The sequence below is a fragment of the Vibrio sp. A1-1 genome (assembly GCF_021728175.1).
GTDB classification, from domain to species: Bacteria; Pseudomonadota; Gammaproteobacteria; order Enterobacterales; family Vibrionaceae; genus Vibrio; species Vibrio diabolicus.
In genome coordinates, this window is the sequence record NZ_JAKKCL010000001.1 from 103,438 (window position 1) to 123,544 (window position 20,107).

The following is a 20,107-nucleotide window of genomic DNA, read 5'->3' on the forward strand; positions in this document are numbered from 1 at the left end:
AAATGATATAAACCATTACAAAATATAAAAAACGTCAGAACTAGGTTATATCATGAGTCTTAAGCTGTCTTTGGAGCCCCTCGCCAGTACAGATTTGCCGATCGAGTCAAAACAACAGGCGCTGGTTGACACGGTTCTTCTTACTCTTACACCGCAAGAAAGGTCTTCTCTTTTTCAACAAGTTGCTTTGTATAGAATAAAGCTTCTTAAATCCCTCTTTCCTAAATACGCATCTAAGAGTCTGTCCGTACTGTTTGAATTAATAGATTATCGAGATTTAGTACAGCAGTATCCAACGCCTTTCTCCGAAGAGGCGCTCTTAATTGAACAAATTGCCGCAGATTGTTACCCGCATTGGATGGTTTTCTGGTGTGAATGTGAGATTGCTGCGATCAAGCAAAAGCACCCTTTAAATGAAGCGACAAGACCAACTCAGCTCTCGTTTGACGACCGCGACTATTCAAGCATATTGATCGAAGATATTGCCGAATGCGACCTAAAGGTAACACTGCCAAATCACGCTGCATTAATGCCGATTTCCGAAGCAATCACACTGAGCAATCTTGAGCTCTTCGTCCAAACTGAACAATGGTTTGAGATATTGCCTCTATTATCACTCTCGCAGAAAGGTCAACACTTTGTGCTATTGTTCAAGCAGTCATCTACACCAATCATGGTCTCCTCCGCTTTGGTGCAAAACTTGCACCAAAGAAATACCTGGCTCAGCTATTCATCACCATTTAGTAGTGAGCAATGGCAGTTTTGCCTTCCTGATTATGGCTACATTACTCTTAATCAATTAGGCCTTTTTGGAGGTAACGCTCTAACTCGCCAACGGACTCTTATTGAATTTGATGCGCAGTTCCAATCTCACTTGAAAAACACTGAAGCGGTTTGCGAAGTGCTGCGTCTGACAGTGGGTGGCAACATCCAACAAAAACTGTACTTTTTGTATTTGGCACAAAAAGCATTGATGAGTGAGCTATATAAAGCAGGCTATAAGCTCAGCTTTACCATTATTGAGCAAATATTTATGTTAAATTTCTATCAATCTATTGATTTAGAGGCCTACTTTCACTCAGGATACCGCGACATTAACGGTGACGGTACCAAGACATACCGCGGTTTCTGGAATTTAGGTATGATGGTTGAAGCATTTCAAGACATACAGTTTCGCGACTACAAACACCGCGTACGAACAAAAAGAATTGATGAAAAGGTGAATGAACATGCTTGATATTCATCTTCACGGCCTTTTTTATCCAAAAGCAATGACGCTATACGCTACTGTACTGGTGGTGTTCGCTTGGTTGTTATATTACTGCTATCGCCTAAAACAGAAGAGTGAAACGATTTTAGGCTCGCATCATGCGCCGTACATTGCTTATTCTAGTTGCATCATCGTTTGGATCAGCAGCAATGCATACTTCCATACCGATTTATTGCCGGAGTTGGGCTCCGCTGGCGGTATTTTTATGGCTAAGTTGGCGAACTTGGCGTCATTCTTTGCCTTTGCATTCGCGTTCTATTTTTCTTGCCAGCTAGCGGCTGATATCAAAAAAACTGCGGTCAAAGCCTGGCAAAAAATCATCTTTGTGGCACTAGCAACGTACTCGCTTTACATCAACTTAGTGCCAAACCTTACTGTCGAAAATGTCACCATTAGCGGTCCAAGCCAGTTCGTGATCGAGTTTGGTCCCCATACCTCATATTTCTTTATTAGTTTGCTGACATTTGTGGTATTAACCCTGCTGAACTTGATTACCATGCGAGCGAACAGCAGCAAACTCACGCTGGCAAAAAGTAACTATATGATAGCCGGCATTTTGGTCTTCATGTTATCAACTGCAGTGATACACCTTGGAATGACTTACTTCCTTGGTGACTTTTCCTTAACCTGGTTACCACCAGCACTTTCAATTAGTGAAATGTTGTTTGTAGGCTATGCCCTGCTTACCTCTCGCTTTTATAGCGCTAAATACCTCACATACTTAACCGTTAGCGCGCTGTTTGTCTGTGCCATTTTCGTCCTCCCGCTGGGCGCAATATTTATTCCTATCTCGGAAGATAACCAATGGCTTGTAGCGGTGCCTTTATGCGCACTCATCGGTATCACTTGGCACTTGCTTTACAAACGCGTCAGTCGTTTCGCGTCCTATTTTATTTATGGGAAACGACATACACCCGTTCAACAAATTCTTGGATTAGAAGAGGAATTTAAACGCTCAATAGATGATGCAATGCGCCAGTTAGCAGCGTTACTGAATATACCAAATAATAAATTGCAGCTCGTCACCAGCAGTTACACCGAAACGTTTTATGAAGATTATCTGCCGTCAAGCAAGTCTGTTCTCGTGCTTGATGAACTGTCTGAAGAAATTGATTATGCCTCCTCGTCGAAAGGCTCAATGCGCAAGCTCTACGAACGTATGCGATCCAGCAATACGGCGCTCGTAATGCCTCTTTTTGGTCGTGGAAAGTCCGTTACGCACTTACTGATTTCTTCACACAAAATGGATAATAAGCTGTTTTCTAATGAAGAAATTTCAGCATTGCAAACCTTATTAGTTCGCATCCAGAGCACCATCGAGGCCGATAGAAAAGTACGCCAAAGCCGTGCGCTCGCTAACTCTATTGCGCATGAAATGCGTAACCCTCTCGCTCAAGTGCAATTACGATTTGAAGCTTTAAAACAGCATATCGAATCAAACGCTTCACTTGAGACGTTAAAGAGTGAGATTGATAAAGGAGAAGCAGCGATTCAGCGTGGTCGCCAACTTATCGACATTATTTTGCGAGAAGTCAGCGACAGCTCACCTGAGCACGAACCCTTAACTATTACGTCTATACATAAAGCTGTCGATCAAGCGGTCAGTCGTTATGGCTTTGAAAACGATCAAATAATTGAAAGGATCAATCTGCCCCAAGAGCACGATTTTGTCGCCAAATTAAACGAAACTCTATTTAACTTTGTCATTTTCAATTTGATTCGCAATGCTATCTACTATTTTGATTCTTATCCCGATAGTCAAATTGAGATTCGTAGCCAAACGGGGGCCTACGAAAACATTCTGGTCTTCCGAGATAGTGGCCCTGGCATAGATAGCAGTATCTTACACAAGATATTTGACGACTTCTTCTCGTATCAAAAAAGTGGCGGCAGCGGCCTTGGCTTGGGCTACTGTCAACGCGTTATGCGCTCTTTTGGTGGACGAATTGAGTGCCAGTCTGAATTGGGCGAATTTACTGAGTTCTACTTGTATTTCCCGGTCGTCCCAAACGCACCCAAACCAGAGACTTTGAGAACACCGGACTTCAATGGCTGGAAAGTAAATGCACCACATTCTGAACCTCGCACAGACCAACACGTACAAGTAAGTAACGATGCACCAACAGTGCTCATTGTTGATGACAAAGAGGTGCAGCGTACTTTGGTTCAAATGTACTTAAAAAGGCTGGGAGTCAACAGCTTACAAGCAAATAATGGCGCTTCCGCGGTGGAGCTATTTCAGTCGCACAAGATTGATTTGGTGCTTATGGATGTACAGATGCCAGTGATGAATGGATTTGACGCAAGCCAACGAATTAAGCAAATTGCGTCTTCCGTTCCTATCATCGCACTATCTGGAGAGTCTGGAGCTAAAGAGCTGGAGCTAATTGCGAAACTCATGGATGACAGACTTGAAAAGCCAACCACGTTAAATGCGCTCCAAACCGTCATCAAGCGCTGGTTGCAACATGAGAGTTTTGCTACTTCCAACACTTTCTAATTTGCGAAGATAAAACTGGCACTAGATGTGCATTACTGAAGTAAATCGAATTATCCAGAGGGTCAAGCAAGCTGCAAATGGTTAGCGGATGAGCTTGATAAGGAGATCGCCATGTTACTTCATCGACACACATACTACGGCTTGATTCATCATGGAATCAAAGCACTACTACTCGATCGCTTAGGCCACTATACAGAAGAAGAATACCATCAGTATCTGAGCCTAATGACCGGCAAATCCACTTGCTTTACGATGTCTCTCGAAGAGCTTGAAGCAACCGTTGATAATCTGTTACGTGAAGGCTATTTAGAGGATGTCAAAACGCTTATTTCTCAATATCAACGTGTTGCTTAAATCTTAAATTCTATCAACTCAATTGCCGCTCTATCGCGGCAATTTTTATGCCTTCGATTTACTACTTCATCTTTGCGAAATGTTGCTTGTTGTATCATTCAGTCAGGGGATTACTTCTCTTACCTCTAACCTTGACGGTATTCACATCTTGTCAGATTCCGTTAGACTGTCTTCAATTCACTAATTAGGTAGATTTTGCCACCATGAAGCAAATCCTAGATTTTATCCCACTCATCGTCTTCTTCGCTTTGTACAAGATGTACGACATCTACGCAGCAACAGGAGCGCTGATCGTTGCAACGGCAATTCAGCTTGTCGTCACCTATGCTCTGTATAAAAAAGTCGAGAAAATGCAGCTAATTACGTTCGTTATCGTGACGATATTTGGCAGCATGACCCTATTCTTCCACGACGACAATTTCATAAAATGGAAAGTCACCATCATTTATGTGATTCTAGCTATCGGTTTAGCAGCGAGTCACGCAATGGGGAAATCGGCCATTAAAGGCATGTTGGGCAAAGAAATTTCGCTACCTGATGCAATTTGGGCGAAGATCAACTGGGCTTGGGTCGGCTTCTTCTCATTCTTTGCTGGTCTGAACATTTATATCGCTTACGAGCTACCACTGGATGTTTGGGTCAACTTCAAAGTATTCGGAATGTTGATTGCGACATTTGCCTACATGATTGCGACTGGCTTCTACATTTACAAACACATGCCAAAAGAACAAAAAAATAACTCATCCGATGTATCGACTGATGATTAAAAACTCAGTTTTGCTATAATCCGCGCACTTTGCAGCGACCTTCGGGTCGCTGTTTTGCTCCATGTATCACTAAACCGATCAAACGGCATACCGGATTCAGACCATTCTTGCTGCTGTAAACCAACTTTCTCTGGTCCGGTGTCTGCGGTTTTTTAAGGACCTTTGGTTCTAGGTATTTACTATGTTGGCGCTTAGTTTGAGCGCCTTTAAGATTTAGGATGTCACAATGAGTCAAGAAATTAGCTCTCCGAGAGGTCAACTGCTGCTTCGTACCCTTGCAATGCCTGCCGATACTAATGCCAATGGCGATATTTTTGGTGGTTGGATTATGTCTCAGCTCGACCTAGCAGGTGCGATTCTGGCCAAAGAGATCTCTTCTGGTCGCGTTGTTACCGTTTCAGTGTCAAGCATTACCTTCAAGAAGCCTGTAGGTGTTGGCGATGTCGTTTGCTGCTATGGCGAATGCACTAAGATTGGTCGCACCTCAATGAGTGTCGATCTGGAAGTATGGGTCAAGCCGGTAAAAGCACACGGTGTCGGCGAGCGCTTCATGGTTTGTGATGCGACTTTCAACTACGTAGCCATTGACAGTGAAGGCAAACCACGCCCGGTTCAGAATTAGTCAACCTACAGCGCTAACTGTTAGAAAGGATCTCACATTTTCTGTTGTTCACTTGTGAGAGACACAAAAAAGGCGTTAAATTAACACTTTACCCTACCAATTAAGGAACTATGCTATGTGGTATGTCATCTTTTCTCAGGACGTCGAGAACTCGCTGGAAACACGCATGAGCGTTCGCCCGCAACACTTGGAGCGCTTACAAAAGCTTCAAGACGAAGGTCGCCTTCTTACTGCTGGCCCTATGCCTGCGATAGACTCCGACAACCCAGGAGAAGCTGGATTTACGGGCTCGACTGTCATCGCTGAGTTCGCCTCTCTAGAAGACGCTAAAGCGTGGGCAGAAGCCGATCCTTACGTAGCGGCTGGTGTTTACGATAATGTAATCGTGAAACCGTTCAAAAAAGTGTTTTAATTTATGAAAAAATTACTGTGTCTTTTCTTGGCATTTGGTGCGTTAGCGGGCTGTTCATCTACCGATGATAATCAACGCCAGCTTGAGCTATTGGCATCAAACCGAGCGGGAGTCTTGTCCGCAGGTCTCCCTTTGGAATACGGTCCACTGCAGATAATGCGTGTCTCATCCAACAAAAATGTTGTTGAAATGATGATGATTTATAACGATGACGCACTCGGTGCAAAGCCGTTAAATCAAGTACTGAATACCAGTATCTACACCTATTGCAGTAACCCGGAAGTTCGTAAGCAAATTGATATGGGCTTAATGTACCGTATTAAAGTGCGTAACTCTCGCGGTCAGTTGATGGCAGATGAGTTGGTTTCCGAGCAAACTTGTACTCAAATGAAATAGTCACAGTGAGTGCGTTGTTTTCGATACGAGCAATTCATCCGCTATTGCGGGATAGTATAACGACGAAAATGAACGGCTAAGAATAGAAAAACGGAGACAACGGTCTCCGTTTTTATTTGCTAAAAAGGTGCCTTACGCAAGCTCAGCACGAAGTTTCTTCGCCGCTGACACGAGGTTCGCCAATGCCGCTTCTGTCTCTGCCCAGTTACGTGTTTTCAGACCACAGTCTGGGTTCACCCACAAACGTTGTACCGGAATCTTTTCTGCCGCTTTCTTGATTAAGCCTTCAATCCACTCTTCCGTCGGAATGTTTGGAGAGTGAATGTCATAAACACCTGGACCGATTTCGTTCGGGTAATTGAACTCTTCAAACGCTTTAAGCAGTTCCATATTTGAGCGTGACGTTTCAATGGTAATCACATCCGCATCGAGCGCCGCGACTGAATCGATGATTTCATTGAACTCGCTGTAACACATGTGAGTGTGAATCTGAGTCTCTGGTTTTGCACTCGCTGCCGAGATCTTAAATGCATCCACCGCCCATTCTAAATACGCTTTGTGATCGCGCTTTTTCAACGGCAGACCTTCACGAATCGCAGGCTCATCGATTTGAATGATATTGATGCCAGCATCTTGCAGATCAGAAACCTCATCACGCAGTGCCAGTGCCAGTTGCTGGGCGATTTCTTGACGAGTAATGTCTTCACGCGGGAATGTCCAACATAAAATCGTTACCGGGCCCGTCAGCATACCTTTCATCTGCTTGCTGGTTAGCGATTGTGCGTACGTCGACCATTCCACCGTAATCGGCTTTTCACGCTCAATGTCGGCAACCACAATGGCTGGTTTCACACAGCGAGAGCCATAACTCTGTACCCAACCAAATTTCGTCGTTTGGAAGCCCGCCAAGTTCTCCGCGAAGTATTCTACCATGTCGTTACGCTCAGCTTCACCGTGAACAAGCACATCTAGGTCAAGGGCTTCTTGGCGTTTTACGGCATCCTCAATATGTCCTTTTAGTGCTTGGATATAGTCGGACTCAGATAACTGGCCAGTGCGATAAGCGCTGCGCTGAACACGAATTTCACCCGTTTGAGGGAAAGAACCGATTGTCGTGGTTGGCAACAGAGGCAAGCCCAATACTTCAGCTTGATGCGCAGCACGCTCCGCGTAAGGTGCGCTGCGCTCGGCAAGTGAAGCAGTAATACTGTTTAAACGTGCTTGAACTTGTGGCTTATTCACATGCGTTGCCGTTTTACGTGCTTTGATTGGCTGGCTGTAGGTATCACAAGCGAGAATCGCATCTTGATCACCATCGAGTGCGCGGCCAAGCAAGGCGACTTCTGTTACTTTTTGTTTTGCGAACGCAAACCAGCTTTTCACTTCCTCACTGAGTTCTGTTTCCAGTTCCAGATCAACCGGGCTATGTAGCAAAGAGCATGAGCTCGCCACCCAAAGGTTGTCGCCCAGTTTTTCTTTTACTGGCTGTAGGCGTTCAAGTTGCGCACTCAAATCCGAGCGCCACACGTTACGACCGTTGACCACGCCAGCAGACAGCACCCAACCCTCCGGTAGTTTGGCAACCACGTCGTCAAGCTGCTGAGGCGCGGCAGATAAATCGATATGTAAACCATCCACTGGTAGCTTTACAATTTTGTCTAACGTATCGCTTATAGAGTCAAAGTACGTCGTTAGCAGCACTTTTACATCGCTTCGAATCACTTGGTACGCTAGCTTGAACGCATCAGCCCACTGACTTTCAAGCTCTAGTGACAAAATTGGCTCATCAATCTGAACCCACTCAACACCTTGACTCGCGAGCTTTGCCAAAATAGCTTGGTAAGCCGTAAGCAATCGTGGCAGTAGCGTCAGGCGATCGAACCCTTCTTCTACCTCTTTACCTAAGTAAAGATAACTGACTGGGCCAAGCAAAACTGGCTTCACTTTATGCCCAGCTTGGGTTGCTTCGTTGACTTCTTCAAACAGTTGAGGCCAACTCACTTCAAATGTATCGTCCTTGCTAAATTCAGGTACGATGTAGTGGTAGTTTGTGTTGAACCATTTAGTCATATCCGATGCTGCAGCGCCCGCACAGCCGCAACCCGCTTGAGATTGACCGCGACCCACTTTGAATAGCGTATCCAAATCAGGGAAACCGTCTGCGTGACGTTTTGGCACGTGACCCAGTAACAACGTGGTCGTCAGTACATGATCGTACCAAGCAAAATCGCCAGCGGTGGTAAAACTCAAGCCAGCATCTGTTTGCGTTTGCCAGTTTTTAGCGCGCAGATCTGCTCCAACCTTTTTAAGCTCTGCTTGATCAATTTCTCCGCGCCAGTATTTTTCCTGAGCGAATTTTAATTCTCGTTTTTCACCGATGCGTGGATAACCTAGTACGTGCGTTGTTGTAGCCATGTCCCTATTCCTTTTTCAATCTTGTTCAATTTGTTTGGGTCAGAGTATCTTTCGTCATAAAAGATGTCTGGATGGCTAAACTATCGCTCTCATCTGCGGTTTGAACAACGTCCATTTATTCAACTTGTTTATTAAAAAAATTCATCATGAGGAGACATGATTCGCAAATAAACACAACAAATAGACGTCTAGACGTTTACATATCCATTTTTTGTCGTTAAGTTATTTATACGATTGCTATTCTGTTCATAGCGAGCAACAAAGGATGAAAGGAATTCATGATAGAGCTAAAACATTTGCGGACACTCACTTCGCTTCGAGACACCGGCTCTCTAACCGCGACCGCGACCGCGTTGCATCTCACTCAATCGGCCTTGTCTCACCAGATCAAAGATTTAGAGGCACGGATTGGGGGACAATTATTCCTTAGAAAAACTCGTCCGGTGAAGTTCACTTCAGAGGGAGAAATCCTATTGCGTCTTGCAGAAGATATTCTTCCCAAACTCGCAAGAGCAGAAAATGATTTGGCAAGCTTGAAAGAAGACGTCAATGGTCGGTTGCATATGGCGATTGAATGTCACTCATGTTTCCAATGGCTCATGCCTGCTCTTAGGGAATATCAACTTGCCTGGCCTAGCGTAACACTGGATTTTTCATCAGGTTTTGGCTTTGAACCACTTCCTGCACTGTTAGCTGGGGAGTTGGATCTCGTTATCACGTCAGATATTCAACCTCGTTCTGAAGTACATTATGAACCTTTGTTCGACTTTGAAATGCGCTTAATTACCGCGACCAACCACCCACTGGCGGAAAAAGAAGTTATTGATCCGCAAGATCTCGCAGATCAAACCATGCTCTCTTATCCGGTTCAAAAACAAAGGCTAGACGTCGTAAAACACTTCTTGCAGCCAGCGGGGGTAGAACCCGCCAAATGGAAGCAAGCCGACAATACTCTGATGTTAGTGCAAATGGTCTCCGCTGGATTAGGGGTTGCAACACTGCCAAATTGGGCGATTTCTGAATTTTCTCGCCAAGGCCTTATTACCAGTAAACCTTTTGGCCAAGGCTTATGGCGTCGCTTATTTGCTGCAACGCGTCACTCAGAGAAAGATAAACGTTACTTACAAGCCTTTTTCGCAACCGCAAGGCTACAATGTAAAAGCCACCTTGACGGAATCAAGATGGCTTAGGGATATGGATTAAGAAGGTTTAGCGTTGATATGCTTTAAATTGGTTGGTCAATGGATCGTACTGATAACCAAGCATATCAAGCTTGCCTACTACGGACTCTACATCCATTTCATACACCGATACTAACTCGTCAAAACTGTCGCACTCTAAACGTAGCTTTTCATTGACGATACCTAGCAAAATAATGCTGTCCAAATTACCTACATTGCTTAAATCCATCGCGACTCTCCTCTTCGACAAGGTATATAAACAAGCGTAGACGTAATCATGTGAATTTAAAGTGAGCGCGATCCAAAACCGTGAGTGCCTTATACTCAAGCAACCTAGAAAGGACTTGAGTACAAGCAGTATTGCTCTGTTTCTCGACTCGCGATTAAGCCGCCAGAGAGAATAAACCTTGTAGGCTCGTCATTGACGCGAGCGCGAGCAACAGGGCGACGCTCAGTTGAACCTTTTCCGGTTTTTTATGTGTGAAGATATGCCAACACCAAACAATGATTGAAGAAATTAGCATGGCTAAAGACAATAAAATTGGTTGTGTTGCGGCGCTCAATGTCGCTTCATTTAACTGGTAAGAAGCAAATAGCGTTGCGATCACCAGCAGCATTCCAGACACAATGCCCATAACTGGCAAAATGCGGTGAAATGCCTGTAATCTGCTACGAGCGATAGTCAGAAGCAATTGAGAAAATGACGCCCCAAGGAAAAATATCATTGTTGCCATCGCAATAGACGCAGGCCAACTTGGCTGTTCAAATGCTTGAATACTTACATACGCAAAAGCCAAACCATTCGCTAAATGCATCGCCCAAAGAGGGCCTTTTTCACGCGTTTTCTTGGTTTGAACCTGAGAGTAGAAATAGAAAATAGCGAACACGATCATAAATGCTTCAATACGAAGAGAAGCAACCGCAAGCCACAATAACGCCACTGCTGGCAACATTTTATGAAGACGGCCTCTCTGACCCGGACAAATATCGCCCTTGATGAGAAGCAAAGTCAGTAGCGCTTGCGCGCCAAATAGCATCGGAGGAAAAGTAACCAGCAATTGTTGAATCATGTTAAATGCACGCTCAAAAGTCATTTTGGGGTGCGATAATAGCAAATCACCTATCGTCAAACCACCGAAAGTCTATCCCCAAATGTACTAGAACAGCGAGACTTTTTATTCAACAAGAAGCGAGATACTTCAACGCATCTTCTTGAGTTAACACGCCTCTGTATTCTTCTTTTTCATCACATAAAACCCACGGGAAGCGAATGCCTGTTTTGATTAGCTCTCGAATAGCAGCGACAGATAAGTGCGCATTGACGAGCACAAACTCCGTGCTCATTATCTGGTTCACCGGGCGTTTCCAAATCCAATTTTCTCGCTCAGTCTCTAATTCTGTCCCCATGGAAGGCGTTAGGTGTAAGTTAACTTGCTCTTTGGTAACTAAGCCAACACAGCGCTTTTCGTTAATGACAACCAACGGCGAACTTGGACTTAAATTCATATATTCCACCGCCAACGATAATGGCTCCCCGGGATCAAGGTGTCTGACCTCTTCATGGCTCAGTGATTGCAATACATCATCTTGTTTTGGTTTAACAGTAACATCCGAAAACAAATGTTCGTAACTTTCCGCTTTCTCCATCAAATCGACAGGCCGAGCACGAGAGAACAAAAAGCCTTGCATGTAATCCACACCTATTTCAGCCAATGTTTGAAGCTCCTGTTCTGACTCCACGCCCTCGGCAACCACTTTTACATTCATTTGCTGAGCAAGATCAGTGACCATTTTGACAATGTTATAACTGGTATTACCGTGCTGAATGTTCTTAACGAATTTTCGGTCGATTTTCAGTAAATCAAACTGCCCTTTCTCTAGGTAAGAAAAAGAAGAATACCCTGTACCGAAGTCATCAATCGCAATTTTAATGCCCTCTTTGCGCACTTGCTCTAGCGCTTGCGTATGCTCTTCGTCTTGCTCAAAATACGCTGTTTCCGTCAGCTCAATCGTGACTCGTTTAGGATCGACACCACTGGCTTTAATTAGGTCATGCGAACGCTGAAGAACCTGGAGCGAATCCAATTTAGTATTCAGTGAGCGATTGATGGTTAACCCTATTTCCTCGCCATATATGTCTTGCAAGCGCGGAAAGTGTTTGAGCGCGGCTTGACAAACCTCATCATCTAGAGCCGCAATCAACTCTAAGTCTTCAATAACAGTAATCATCTCTTGAGTGCTATAGGCATCACTTTCATGATAAAAGCGCGCTAAGGCCTCGAACTTAACGACTTTACCAGTTCGGCTATCAATTATTGGTTGAAAATGAACATCCACCAGCCCACTGTCGATTTGCGCTTCCAAAAACGCCTCTAAATGCTGGCGTTTTACTAACTCAGAATGAAGCTCACTATTATAAAAATTAAAATAGCCACCTTCTCCCGAAAGTGAGGACAACATCGCCTGGGCTGCATGCGCTAACGCTTGCTTTGGCCTGTTTGTATCATAGCCGAGGATTGACACTCCCGTTTGTCCCTCAACGATAGTGGTATGCATTTTTGTTCCCATTTCATTCCTAAGCTCAGTGAAGAACCCTTTCATTGCAATTTGAATCAAACGTAAAGGACTTAGCCATTGACAGTGAGGAGTTTGTAAACAGACAACAAACACATCCCTAGAAAGTTGACCCGCTATACTGGTGTAGCGGCTTCGCATAATAAAATCGGCGAAGCCTAGTTGCTGTTCAAGTAAGCATTTTTCAGAAAAATTTGGTCTGAGAGTCATGACGATATTGAGTTCTTTACTCCCACTTTCGTTCGCCAAATTAGCTAATTGCAGTTCGAACTCTTCTCTAGAAGGCAAAAAAGCTGACCAATCATGTTGTTGTTCACAGCGATTTTTCATCCACAACAAGGAAGCCGAAATGTCAGTAGAGAAGCCGAGATAAAGAATCCGTCCAGAATGAAATGTTAGCCGATAGATACAAAGATGATGCGCCTGATTACTACCATTTGCAGTTCTACTCAATAAATTACCGCTCCAGTATCCTTCATCATCAATATGTTGCCAGAGCTGGTCGTAAAACGCCTGACTATGGTGAGATGTGCTAAAGATATAGGTTTTAAGTCCAACCAAATCACGGTTTTGATAACCCATTTGCAATTCAAAGGCACGGTTACAACCTAAGATTCGGGTGTCTTCGTCCGCGACTAAAACCCCTACATTCGGTAAATCAAATATCGTTTCGAGAATTTTCGCTAACTCTTCGCAGCCAGTGATCGTCAATTGCGGGATGATAGAGCCTTGAACAATACGCTCATTGAGCTTTTCAAAGCTAATTGTGACATGTATTAAGCGAGCTTCATTAAGCATCATGCAACAAGAAAAACGACCTTGCCCACCTAGGAGCTCCACTTCTAAAATTCGTTGCCTTAGTGTTTCCTGTTGCCCCATCAGCATGTGCTCAAACAAATCATCTAAGCAGGTGACTGGCGTATTTAACCCAAAAGCATTTGCCATTCCTTGCTGGTCGCATTCGAATTCGCGAGTATCAATCTTGTAAGACCATTCAATCACTGGAGTCGGATTGGATGTCGGTTGCACTTTTTCATGTGCTATTGTTGTTGAGTCACTCATTCCCTAGCCCCCTTTTTAATTAGCCTCATGCTCAAGGTTCGTAGTCAACGTGCCTTATTCCATTTGGGACCTGCTGATCCTCTTGTAAAATAGATTCTGGCAACGTAAGCCAATCGACTTAGAACCTTTTCAGAGCTTGTTCGGCTTTTTGCATTTTCCTATGCATTAATTTGATTATAGGCGTTGTTTTTAATAAGCACACCATTGCTTATTGGTTGTATTAACATTGCGACATTTTTCACGACTCGACCTATAACCATGAGGCTTTCAAGGTGATATTAGACATAAAATCGCCGATATAGCCTTGATATTTTTGCAAACCAAATAAAACTCGATGAACTAAGCTTGAATAGATGAGTTTGGTATAGATACCTGATCCTCAAATCGCTATAATTCGCGCTCCCTGGAACAGAGAGCAAAATATGACCAATAACATCACTCCTATTCATGAGTACAAAAAATACTGGGCAGAGTGTTTTGGTACGGCACCTTTCTTGCCGACCAGTCGCAAAGAAATGGACGCCCTAGGATGGGATAGCTGTGACATTATCATCGTAACCGGTGACGCTTACGTAGATCACCCAAGCTTTGGTATGGCTATCATTGGCCGTCTGCTAGAAGCGCAGGGTTTCCGTGTCGGTATCATTGCTCAACCAGAATGGCAAAACAAAGATGCGTTCATGCAGCTTGGTAAGCCAAATCTGTTCTTCGGGATCACTGCGGGTAACATGGACTCCATGATCAACCGTTACACCGCGGATAAAAAACTTCGTCACGATGACGCGTACACACCAAATAACGAAGGTGGCAAACGCCCAGACCGCGCGACTTTGGTTTACTCTCAACGTTGTCGTGAAGCTTACAAAGAAGTACCTATTGTTTTAGGTGGTATCGAAGCCAGCCTACGCCGTGTTGCACACTACGATTACTGGTCAGATAAAGTTCGCCGTTCGGTACTATTTGATGCAAAAGCAGACATCCTACTTTTCGGTAACGCAGAACGCGCACTTGTAGAAGTAGCGCATCGCATCGCAAATGGCGAAGACATCAGCACCATGACCAATATTCGTGGTACTGCCGTGAACTTGCCAGCCGCGCCAGAAGGCTACACAGTTATCGATTCTTCTCGCATTGAAAAACCTCGTAAAGAAGCGTTCGTACCAAAGAACCCATACGAAGTAGAAACTCAGTGTGAAACTAAAAAAGATGAGCCAGTTGCACAACCAATCACGATTCGCCCATCACGCCACGATGCTGCGACAACTGCGGTTCGCCTGCCTTCGTTTGAAAAACTAAGAAACGATCGCATTCTTTATGCTCATGCAAGTCGTGTATTGCATTTAGAAACAAACCCGTACTCTGGTCGAGCGTTACTTCAAAGCCATGGTGATCGTGAACTTTGGGTAAACCAAGCCCCAATCCCATTGACGACCGAAGAGATGGACTTTGTGTTTGGCCTGCCTTACGCGCGTGTTCCTCATCCTATGTACGGCAAAGCGAAAATTCCAGCGTATGACATGATCAAAACGTCTGTGAACATCATGCGTGGTTGTTTTGGTGGCTGTTCTTTCTGTTCGATTACCGAGCACGAAGGCCGAATCATTCAAAACCGCTCGAAAGAGTCAATCATTAACGAAATTGAAGAAATTCGCGACAAAGTTCCGGGCTTTACCGGCACAATTTCCGATCTTGGTGGCCCGACTGCAAACATGTACCGCCTAGGTTGTAAAGATCCAAAAGCAGAAGCGAACTGTCGTCGTCCTTCTTGTGTATTCCCGGGCATCTGTAACAAGCTAAATACAGACCACAAACACACCATCGATCTATACCGCGAAGCGCGTAAAGTTGAAGGCGTGAAGAAAGTGATGGTCGCATCTGGCGTACGCTATGACCTTGCGATTGAATCACCAGAATACGTAAAAGAGCTCGTAACTCACCACGTTGGTGGTTACTTGAAGATTGCACCGGAACATACAGAGAAAGGCCCTCTTGATCTGATGATGAAACCGGGTATGGGCACGTACGATCGCTTTAAAGAGATGTTCGAGAAGTACAGCGCAGAAGCGGGTAAGAAGCAGTACTTAATCCCTTACTTTATCTCTGCGCACCCAGGCACAGAAGACGAAGACATGCTGAACCTTGCTCTGTGGCTGAAGAAAAACAACTTCGAGTGTGACCAAGTACAAAACTTCTACCCATCACCGATGTGTAACGCAACGTCGATGTACTACTCAGAGACAAACCCTCTGAAACGAGTGAAGTATAAAAAACGTGAAGATGTACCTGTAGCAAAAGGTGAACGTCAACGTCGCCTACATAAAGCGCTGTTGCGTTACCACGATCCAGCAAACTGGCCAATGATCCGAGAAGCCCTAATCAGTATGGGTAAAAAACATTTGATTGGTGACAAACAAGGCTGTCTCGTTCCTGCGGAAGACATTGAAGCACAAACACCTGCACAACGTCGTAAATCTGGTCGTCACGGGGCAAACCGCTTTGCAACCAAACATACCAAAAACCAACCAGGCTTCGGTGGTCATTTGAACAAACGCTCTGAAGGCGGTTCAAAAGATGGTAAACCATCTGGCAACCGTAACGGTTCTGGCAAAGCACAAGGTAGTCAACGCCCTGCAAGCAACGGCCAACGTCCTAGCGGCAACGGTGCAAACCGCCCGGCAGGCAGCAAGCCGCAAGGTCAAGGTCAAGGTCAAGGTCGCCCACAAGGACAAGGCAAACCAGCTGGTCAACGTAAACCAAAGCGTCGCTAATTCTTTAGCACTTAAATACTAGAAAGGGCTCCAGAGGTAACTCTGGAGCCCTTTTGTTTTGTCGGCTCATTGAGGTATCACTCACAACTCAAACTTTGATTCAATCAATACAAAAAATGGTAAACACCAACCAACTTATTGGAAAAACAAACAATTATTTGATTGAAGAAAAATAATACAAAACTAAATCATTGATTTTTAGTTACTTTATTTTGGTGCGATATTTGCGTAATAGAGTAAAACTCTTAAACATGGGCTAACGATGAGTAATCCACTTCCCCCAACAACTTCTATGTTCTGGTATGACAACAGCTATACTTATGAGGAAGCCATTCAGGCATTTGAAAGCGATGGTACGCTGAAATCGCTGAATATCGTTCCAACCACGGAATCCGATGATCTTGCTGGCTCACCCCCAGAGCGCAGTATGTTTTGGGAGGGAGAAACAAAAAAAATCGATCCGCCACCGCAGTCTGAGCCAGAGCCTCTCAATTTAAAAAACGAGAAAGAACCAACAGAGGCTTTACCGGCACATTTCATCCCTGTTCGCTACGCTATCGATCAGCTAGAAACAGAAGAAACACAACCTTTTGGTTTGCCTGAAGAATGGAGAGGCCAAGGCCCAGCCAAACTCAATACCGTTGGCTACACCCTGCGTCAGCTTCGTGATGGTTGGTTGTATGTCTATGATGCAATCAATAAAAGCCTAGACGAATACGAAATCAAAGGAACGCAATTCACGCTCTACAAGCTGGGAGAGTCGGAAAGCCCAGAATCCGAACAGCGTGGGACACCAGAAGGGGCAAAACCTTTTCTTACCTACGAAGATGGGAGCGTGCTGTCGATTTGTTACTCTGAACACCGTTGGACATGGAACATGTTCATGCGCGTCCTTAACAATCCAAGTAATCATATCAATCGCATGCAGACTGTTGTTCTGTCTGCAAACGATAATCAGCCCAACATTGCACCAATCGATAAGTTAACTCAAGTGGCTGATATTGAATCTTCCGCCGTTGATGATGGGCGTTTTGCGGATTCCGGCATCACTACCAAAGCTGATGAAGATGGTTCTATCTTTAAACCTGTCGCAGCCGAGAGTGATTTAACCTCTTCAATTCCAGAAGAAGAATCGGGCTACTTCGTCGCGATAAAAGATTACGCCGCAGACATTCAAGATATGTCGCTGCATTTTGTTGGCGCTGCAAGTCCCTACCGCCTTTTCATTGACCAGTTTTCAAACCAGTGGAACTTAATGCAGACCGCCATGCAGCTGTGCATGTTCGGGGCAAGCGACAATATAGACATGCCAGCTAGCGTTAAACGTAACAGTGAAGAGCTGTCGTTTTATACCGACATGGCAGAATATTATGACTCATCCAGTCAACTCGATTTGGCAGAGCAGAATAAAAGCTCAGTTCAATCAGGCTATCCTGCTAAATTTTCCGCTGGAGCGATTGAATCACACCAACATACCCAAAGTGACATTGCCAAAGCAATACAGGACAAATATCGAATTTCTGCGAGTCGATTTGGTAAATACGAACAATGGATAGCGACTGAACGCTGGCGCAAGCAGCTCAACTGGAAGCAAATGCTGAGCGAAATGCAAGAGCTGTCAGAGCAAAAAGAAACCATGCTTGCCGAAGTTGTCTCGGTAAAAAGCGACTTTATTGCTGTAATGGAATCTTTGACACCTCATCATCTCGAAAGAACCTTCGACCTATACAGCGAAGACACGCAGTACAGCTTGTATCAACTCCATAAGCAAGCCGTTGAGTCATTTACTCTGGTGATGCAAGAAGAAGACCGCCAATGGGCTGAAAGCCAATGGGAGAAACCAACCAGTTTACTCGCACTCTACACTTCCGGGTTTAGTCGTAGTCTCTTTAAACAAGTGGAGAAATTAATTCCTGAACAAGTTTCAAATCAGGTAGGTGAAGTAGACGTCGCCAAAAATGCTCCAGACACTGAAAGCTCAGACAAACAGTTCATGGACTACGTTTCGGCAGCAAGTAACCGTGTGGGTATGTATGCAAAAGTAATGGACTTTATTTCTAACCCAAATACTGCAGAAACCGAGTTTCTAAGAGATATAGCAAAAGGATTCGATGAGCTAGATAGCATATTCAAAGCGACTAACAGCGCTTTATTGAAGGGGGTAATAGAGGTTGGCGTTAGCCTAACAGCCCAAGCGTCTATCTTAATGATATCTCTATTGTCAAGACCGCTCACCCGAACAAGTTTTTACCTAAGAGCTGCCGTTGTAGAACGTTTGTCGATAGATACTCCAATCAATGTCAATAAAGGCTACGCTCAAAATTTTGGTACCTGGAAATCCAATCATGATAAAAAACTCGTCGCATCTAACCAAAACAAGGAAGTCTTAGCAGCCTTCAACAAGGGTGATAAAACTATATCAAACACGCAGTATAAGAAGGCTCTCCAGCAACAGCGGCACCTTCAAAAAAGTTTAGCCGTTGCGACGTTGGAATACCCACAGTATATAGAACTTCCAGATGACGTACTTGAGGCAACAATTCAAATGCGTAAAGACATATGGGATAACAGATTAAACAACCTTAAGAAACGGTTTGAAGATGTGGGTGGTTTAGGCTTCTTAGCTCTGATTTTTAACTGCCTCGCACTTGCTGATGCAATGAACAGTATTCAAGAAACAGGGCTCATGTCTCAAGATGATTTCTTAGATATTCAACAAAAGCTTTTTTACACTGCCGGAGCTTGGACGGGCATTCGTACTGGGAAACTATGGGATAAGGTTAAGGGCAGTGACGAGCTCAGAGAGCATTCGCTAAAAACTCTTAAAAATTTAGTAGACAGAAATACAAAAGGCTTTGAAAACCTGATTCTAGATGACTTAAAAGTTTTTAATAAATGGCTCGCGATTACAGGTGCTTTAGGAGCGCTGGCTTCAGGTATTGAGGCTTACCGTTCTTGGCAGAGTGTAGATGACGTTTATGGTCTCGAAAGCAAATTGTATTTAGCAAATACCGTAACGCTTGGTTTAACTGGTGCGATTGGTGCGTTTCAGTTCGTAGGAGCCTCTACTGGTACTTTTTCGACTAACTTACTTTTTGGAGGCCCAATAACGGCAGCTTTAGTTATTCTTACAGTTACATACCTAGCCATCAATTATAAACTCAACAAACTGAAACAAGATGATTTCCAAAAATGGTTAGATAAACTGCCTTGGGGTAATCACCCGAGTCGTACTCAGTGGAGCCAATCTGCAAGCTTGCCCGCAAGAGAGAAGCACAATTCAGCATTGGTGCAACAAGCACTGTTTGACTTACAATCTATTATTCAACAGCCAACGGTATACCATCAGCCTATTGAAAAAATACAGGCTTATCCAGGCTATACGCATCATGAGCTAGTTGGCTTGGAAGTGCATATTCAGCTGCCACATCGTGCTGCAACGAATGGTGTTACAGTGAGTACCAACACCAAGGCAACAGAAGATGATTTGACGTCCGGCTCTTGGTATCAAAACGCAGATTTAGTCACGCTACAAACACAGAGCCAAGCTAGCAAAGAGTTACTGGTGTATAAGGTAACATTGCCGATTAAAGAGACCGATCAATACCTTGCCATGCAAGTAGCGTATGATGTGGAAGATGATGCCCCATCAAAGCGTGAGTATTGGTTCCAAAATAGCGTAAAACAGAGTGCAACTCATAGCGTAATTTCAGACAATACCAAACAAAACATCATTAAAAAGTCACTCACCTCAGTTGTTGGCACATTAGGTTTTAAGGAGTAACC

General features: G+C 44.3%; 14 protein-coding genes. 10 read left to right on the forward strand and 4 right to left on the reverse strand.

The features are described 5' to 3' along the window. Positions 1–52: 52 nt before the first annotated feature. The 7 genes from L3V30_RS00470 (at position 53) to gspS2 (ending at position 6,321) form a co-directional block, all read left to right on the forward strand. A complete protein-coding gene (locus L3V30_RS00470; RefSeq protein WP_237308050.1) occupies positions 53–1,237 on the forward strand; it encodes an acyl-homoserine-lactone synthase in 1,185 nt (394 codons plus the stop codon). Then, a complete protein-coding gene (locus L3V30_RS00475) occupies positions 1,230–3,770 on the forward strand; it encodes a hybrid sensor histidine kinase/response regulator (RefSeq protein WP_005392853.1) in 2,541 nt (846 codons plus the stop codon). Before L3V30_RS00470 ends, L3V30_RS00475 begins: the two co-directional genes overlap by 8 nt. 111 nt (positions 3,771–3,881) lie before the next feature. Further along, positions 3,882–4,124 (forward strand): hypothetical protein, encoded by a 243-nt coding sequence (locus L3V30_RS00480; RefSeq protein ID WP_005392851.1) that lies wholly within the window; start codon positions 3,882–3,884, stop codon positions 4,122–4,124. 203 nt (positions 4,125–4,327) lie between these two features. After that, positions 4,328–4,891 carry a septation protein A gene (locus L3V30_RS00485; protein ID WP_005392849.1) on the forward strand — a complete coding sequence of 188 codons (564 nt, stop codon included), beginning with the start codon at positions 4,328–4,330 and terminating at the stop codon, positions 4,889–4,891. Positions 4,892–5,117: 226 nt separating this feature from the next. Next, entirely contained in the window at positions 5,118–5,513 is a 396-nt protein-coding gene (gene yciA / locus L3V30_RS00490; RefSeq protein WP_005392848.1) for an acyl-CoA thioester hydrolase YciA, read from the forward strand. Positions 5,514–5,628: 115 nt separating this feature from the next. Beyond that, complete coding sequence (locus L3V30_RS00495) at positions 5,629–5,925, forward strand: YciI family protein (protein WP_237308051.1); 297 nt, start codon at positions 5,629–5,631, stop codon at positions 5,923–5,925. A 3-nt stretch (positions 5,926–5,928) separates the two neighbouring features. Next, on the forward strand, positions 5,929–6,321 hold the full coding sequence (gene gspS2 / locus L3V30_RS00500) for a GspS/AspS pilotin family protein (RefSeq protein ID WP_237308052.1): 393 nt from the start codon (positions 5,929–5,931) through the stop codon (positions 6,319–6,321). A gap of 132 nt (positions 6,322–6,453) precedes the next feature. On the opposite strand, the gene metE is transcribed toward gspS2, so the two are convergent. Then, on the reverse strand, positions 6,454–8,736 hold the full coding sequence (gene metE / locus L3V30_RS00505) for a 5-methyltetrahydropteroyltriglutamate--homocysteine S-methyltransferase (RefSeq protein WP_237308054.1): 2,283 nt from the start codon (positions 8,734–8,736) through the stop codon (positions 6,454–6,456). 278 nt (positions 8,737–9,014) lie between these two features. On the opposite strand from metE, the gene L3V30_RS00510 reads away from it, so the two are divergent. Further along, on the forward strand, positions 9,015–9,926 hold the full coding sequence (locus L3V30_RS00510) for a LysR substrate-binding domain-containing protein (RefSeq protein WP_237308056.1): 912 nt from the start codon (positions 9,015–9,017) through the stop codon (positions 9,924–9,926). 19 nt (positions 9,927–9,945) lie between these two features. Here L3V30_RS00510 and L3V30_RS00515 read toward each other — a convergent pair whose 3' ends face one another. From L3V30_RS00515 to L3V30_RS00525, 3 genes are all read right to left on the reverse strand, one after another. Further along, positions 9,946–10,146, reverse strand: a complete 201-nt coding sequence (locus tag L3V30_RS00515; RefSeq protein WP_005392843.1) for a DUF4250 domain-containing protein — start codon at positions 10,144–10,146, stop codon at positions 9,946–9,948. A gap of 154 nt (positions 10,147–10,300) precedes the next feature. Beyond that, on the reverse strand, positions 10,301–11,011 hold the full coding sequence (locus tag L3V30_RS00520; protein WP_170902978.1) for a hypothetical protein: 711 nt from the start codon (positions 11,009–11,011) through the stop codon (positions 10,301–10,303). Between the two features lie 85 nt (positions 11,012–11,096). After that, complete coding sequence (locus L3V30_RS00525) at positions 11,097–13,553, reverse strand: EAL domain-containing protein (protein WP_237308058.1); 2,457 nt, start codon at positions 13,551–13,553, stop codon at positions 11,097–11,099. A 422-nt stretch (positions 13,554–13,975) separates the two neighbouring features. Here L3V30_RS00525 and L3V30_RS00530 point away from each other — a divergent pair, with 422 nt between their 5' ends. Both L3V30_RS00530 and L3V30_RS00535 read left to right on the forward strand, forming a co-directional pair. After that, positions 13,976–16,321 (forward strand): YgiQ family radical SAM protein, encoded by a 2,346-nt coding sequence (locus L3V30_RS00530; protein WP_237308067.1) that lies wholly within the window; start codon positions 13,976–13,978, stop codon positions 16,319–16,321. 262 nt (positions 16,322–16,583) lie between these two features. Continuing rightward, entirely contained in the window at positions 16,584–20,105 is a 3,522-nt protein-coding gene (locus tag L3V30_RS00535) for a T6SS effector BTH_I2691 family protein (RefSeq protein ID WP_237308069.1), read from the forward strand. The last annotated feature ends 2 nt before the right edge of the window (positions 20,106–20,107 follow it).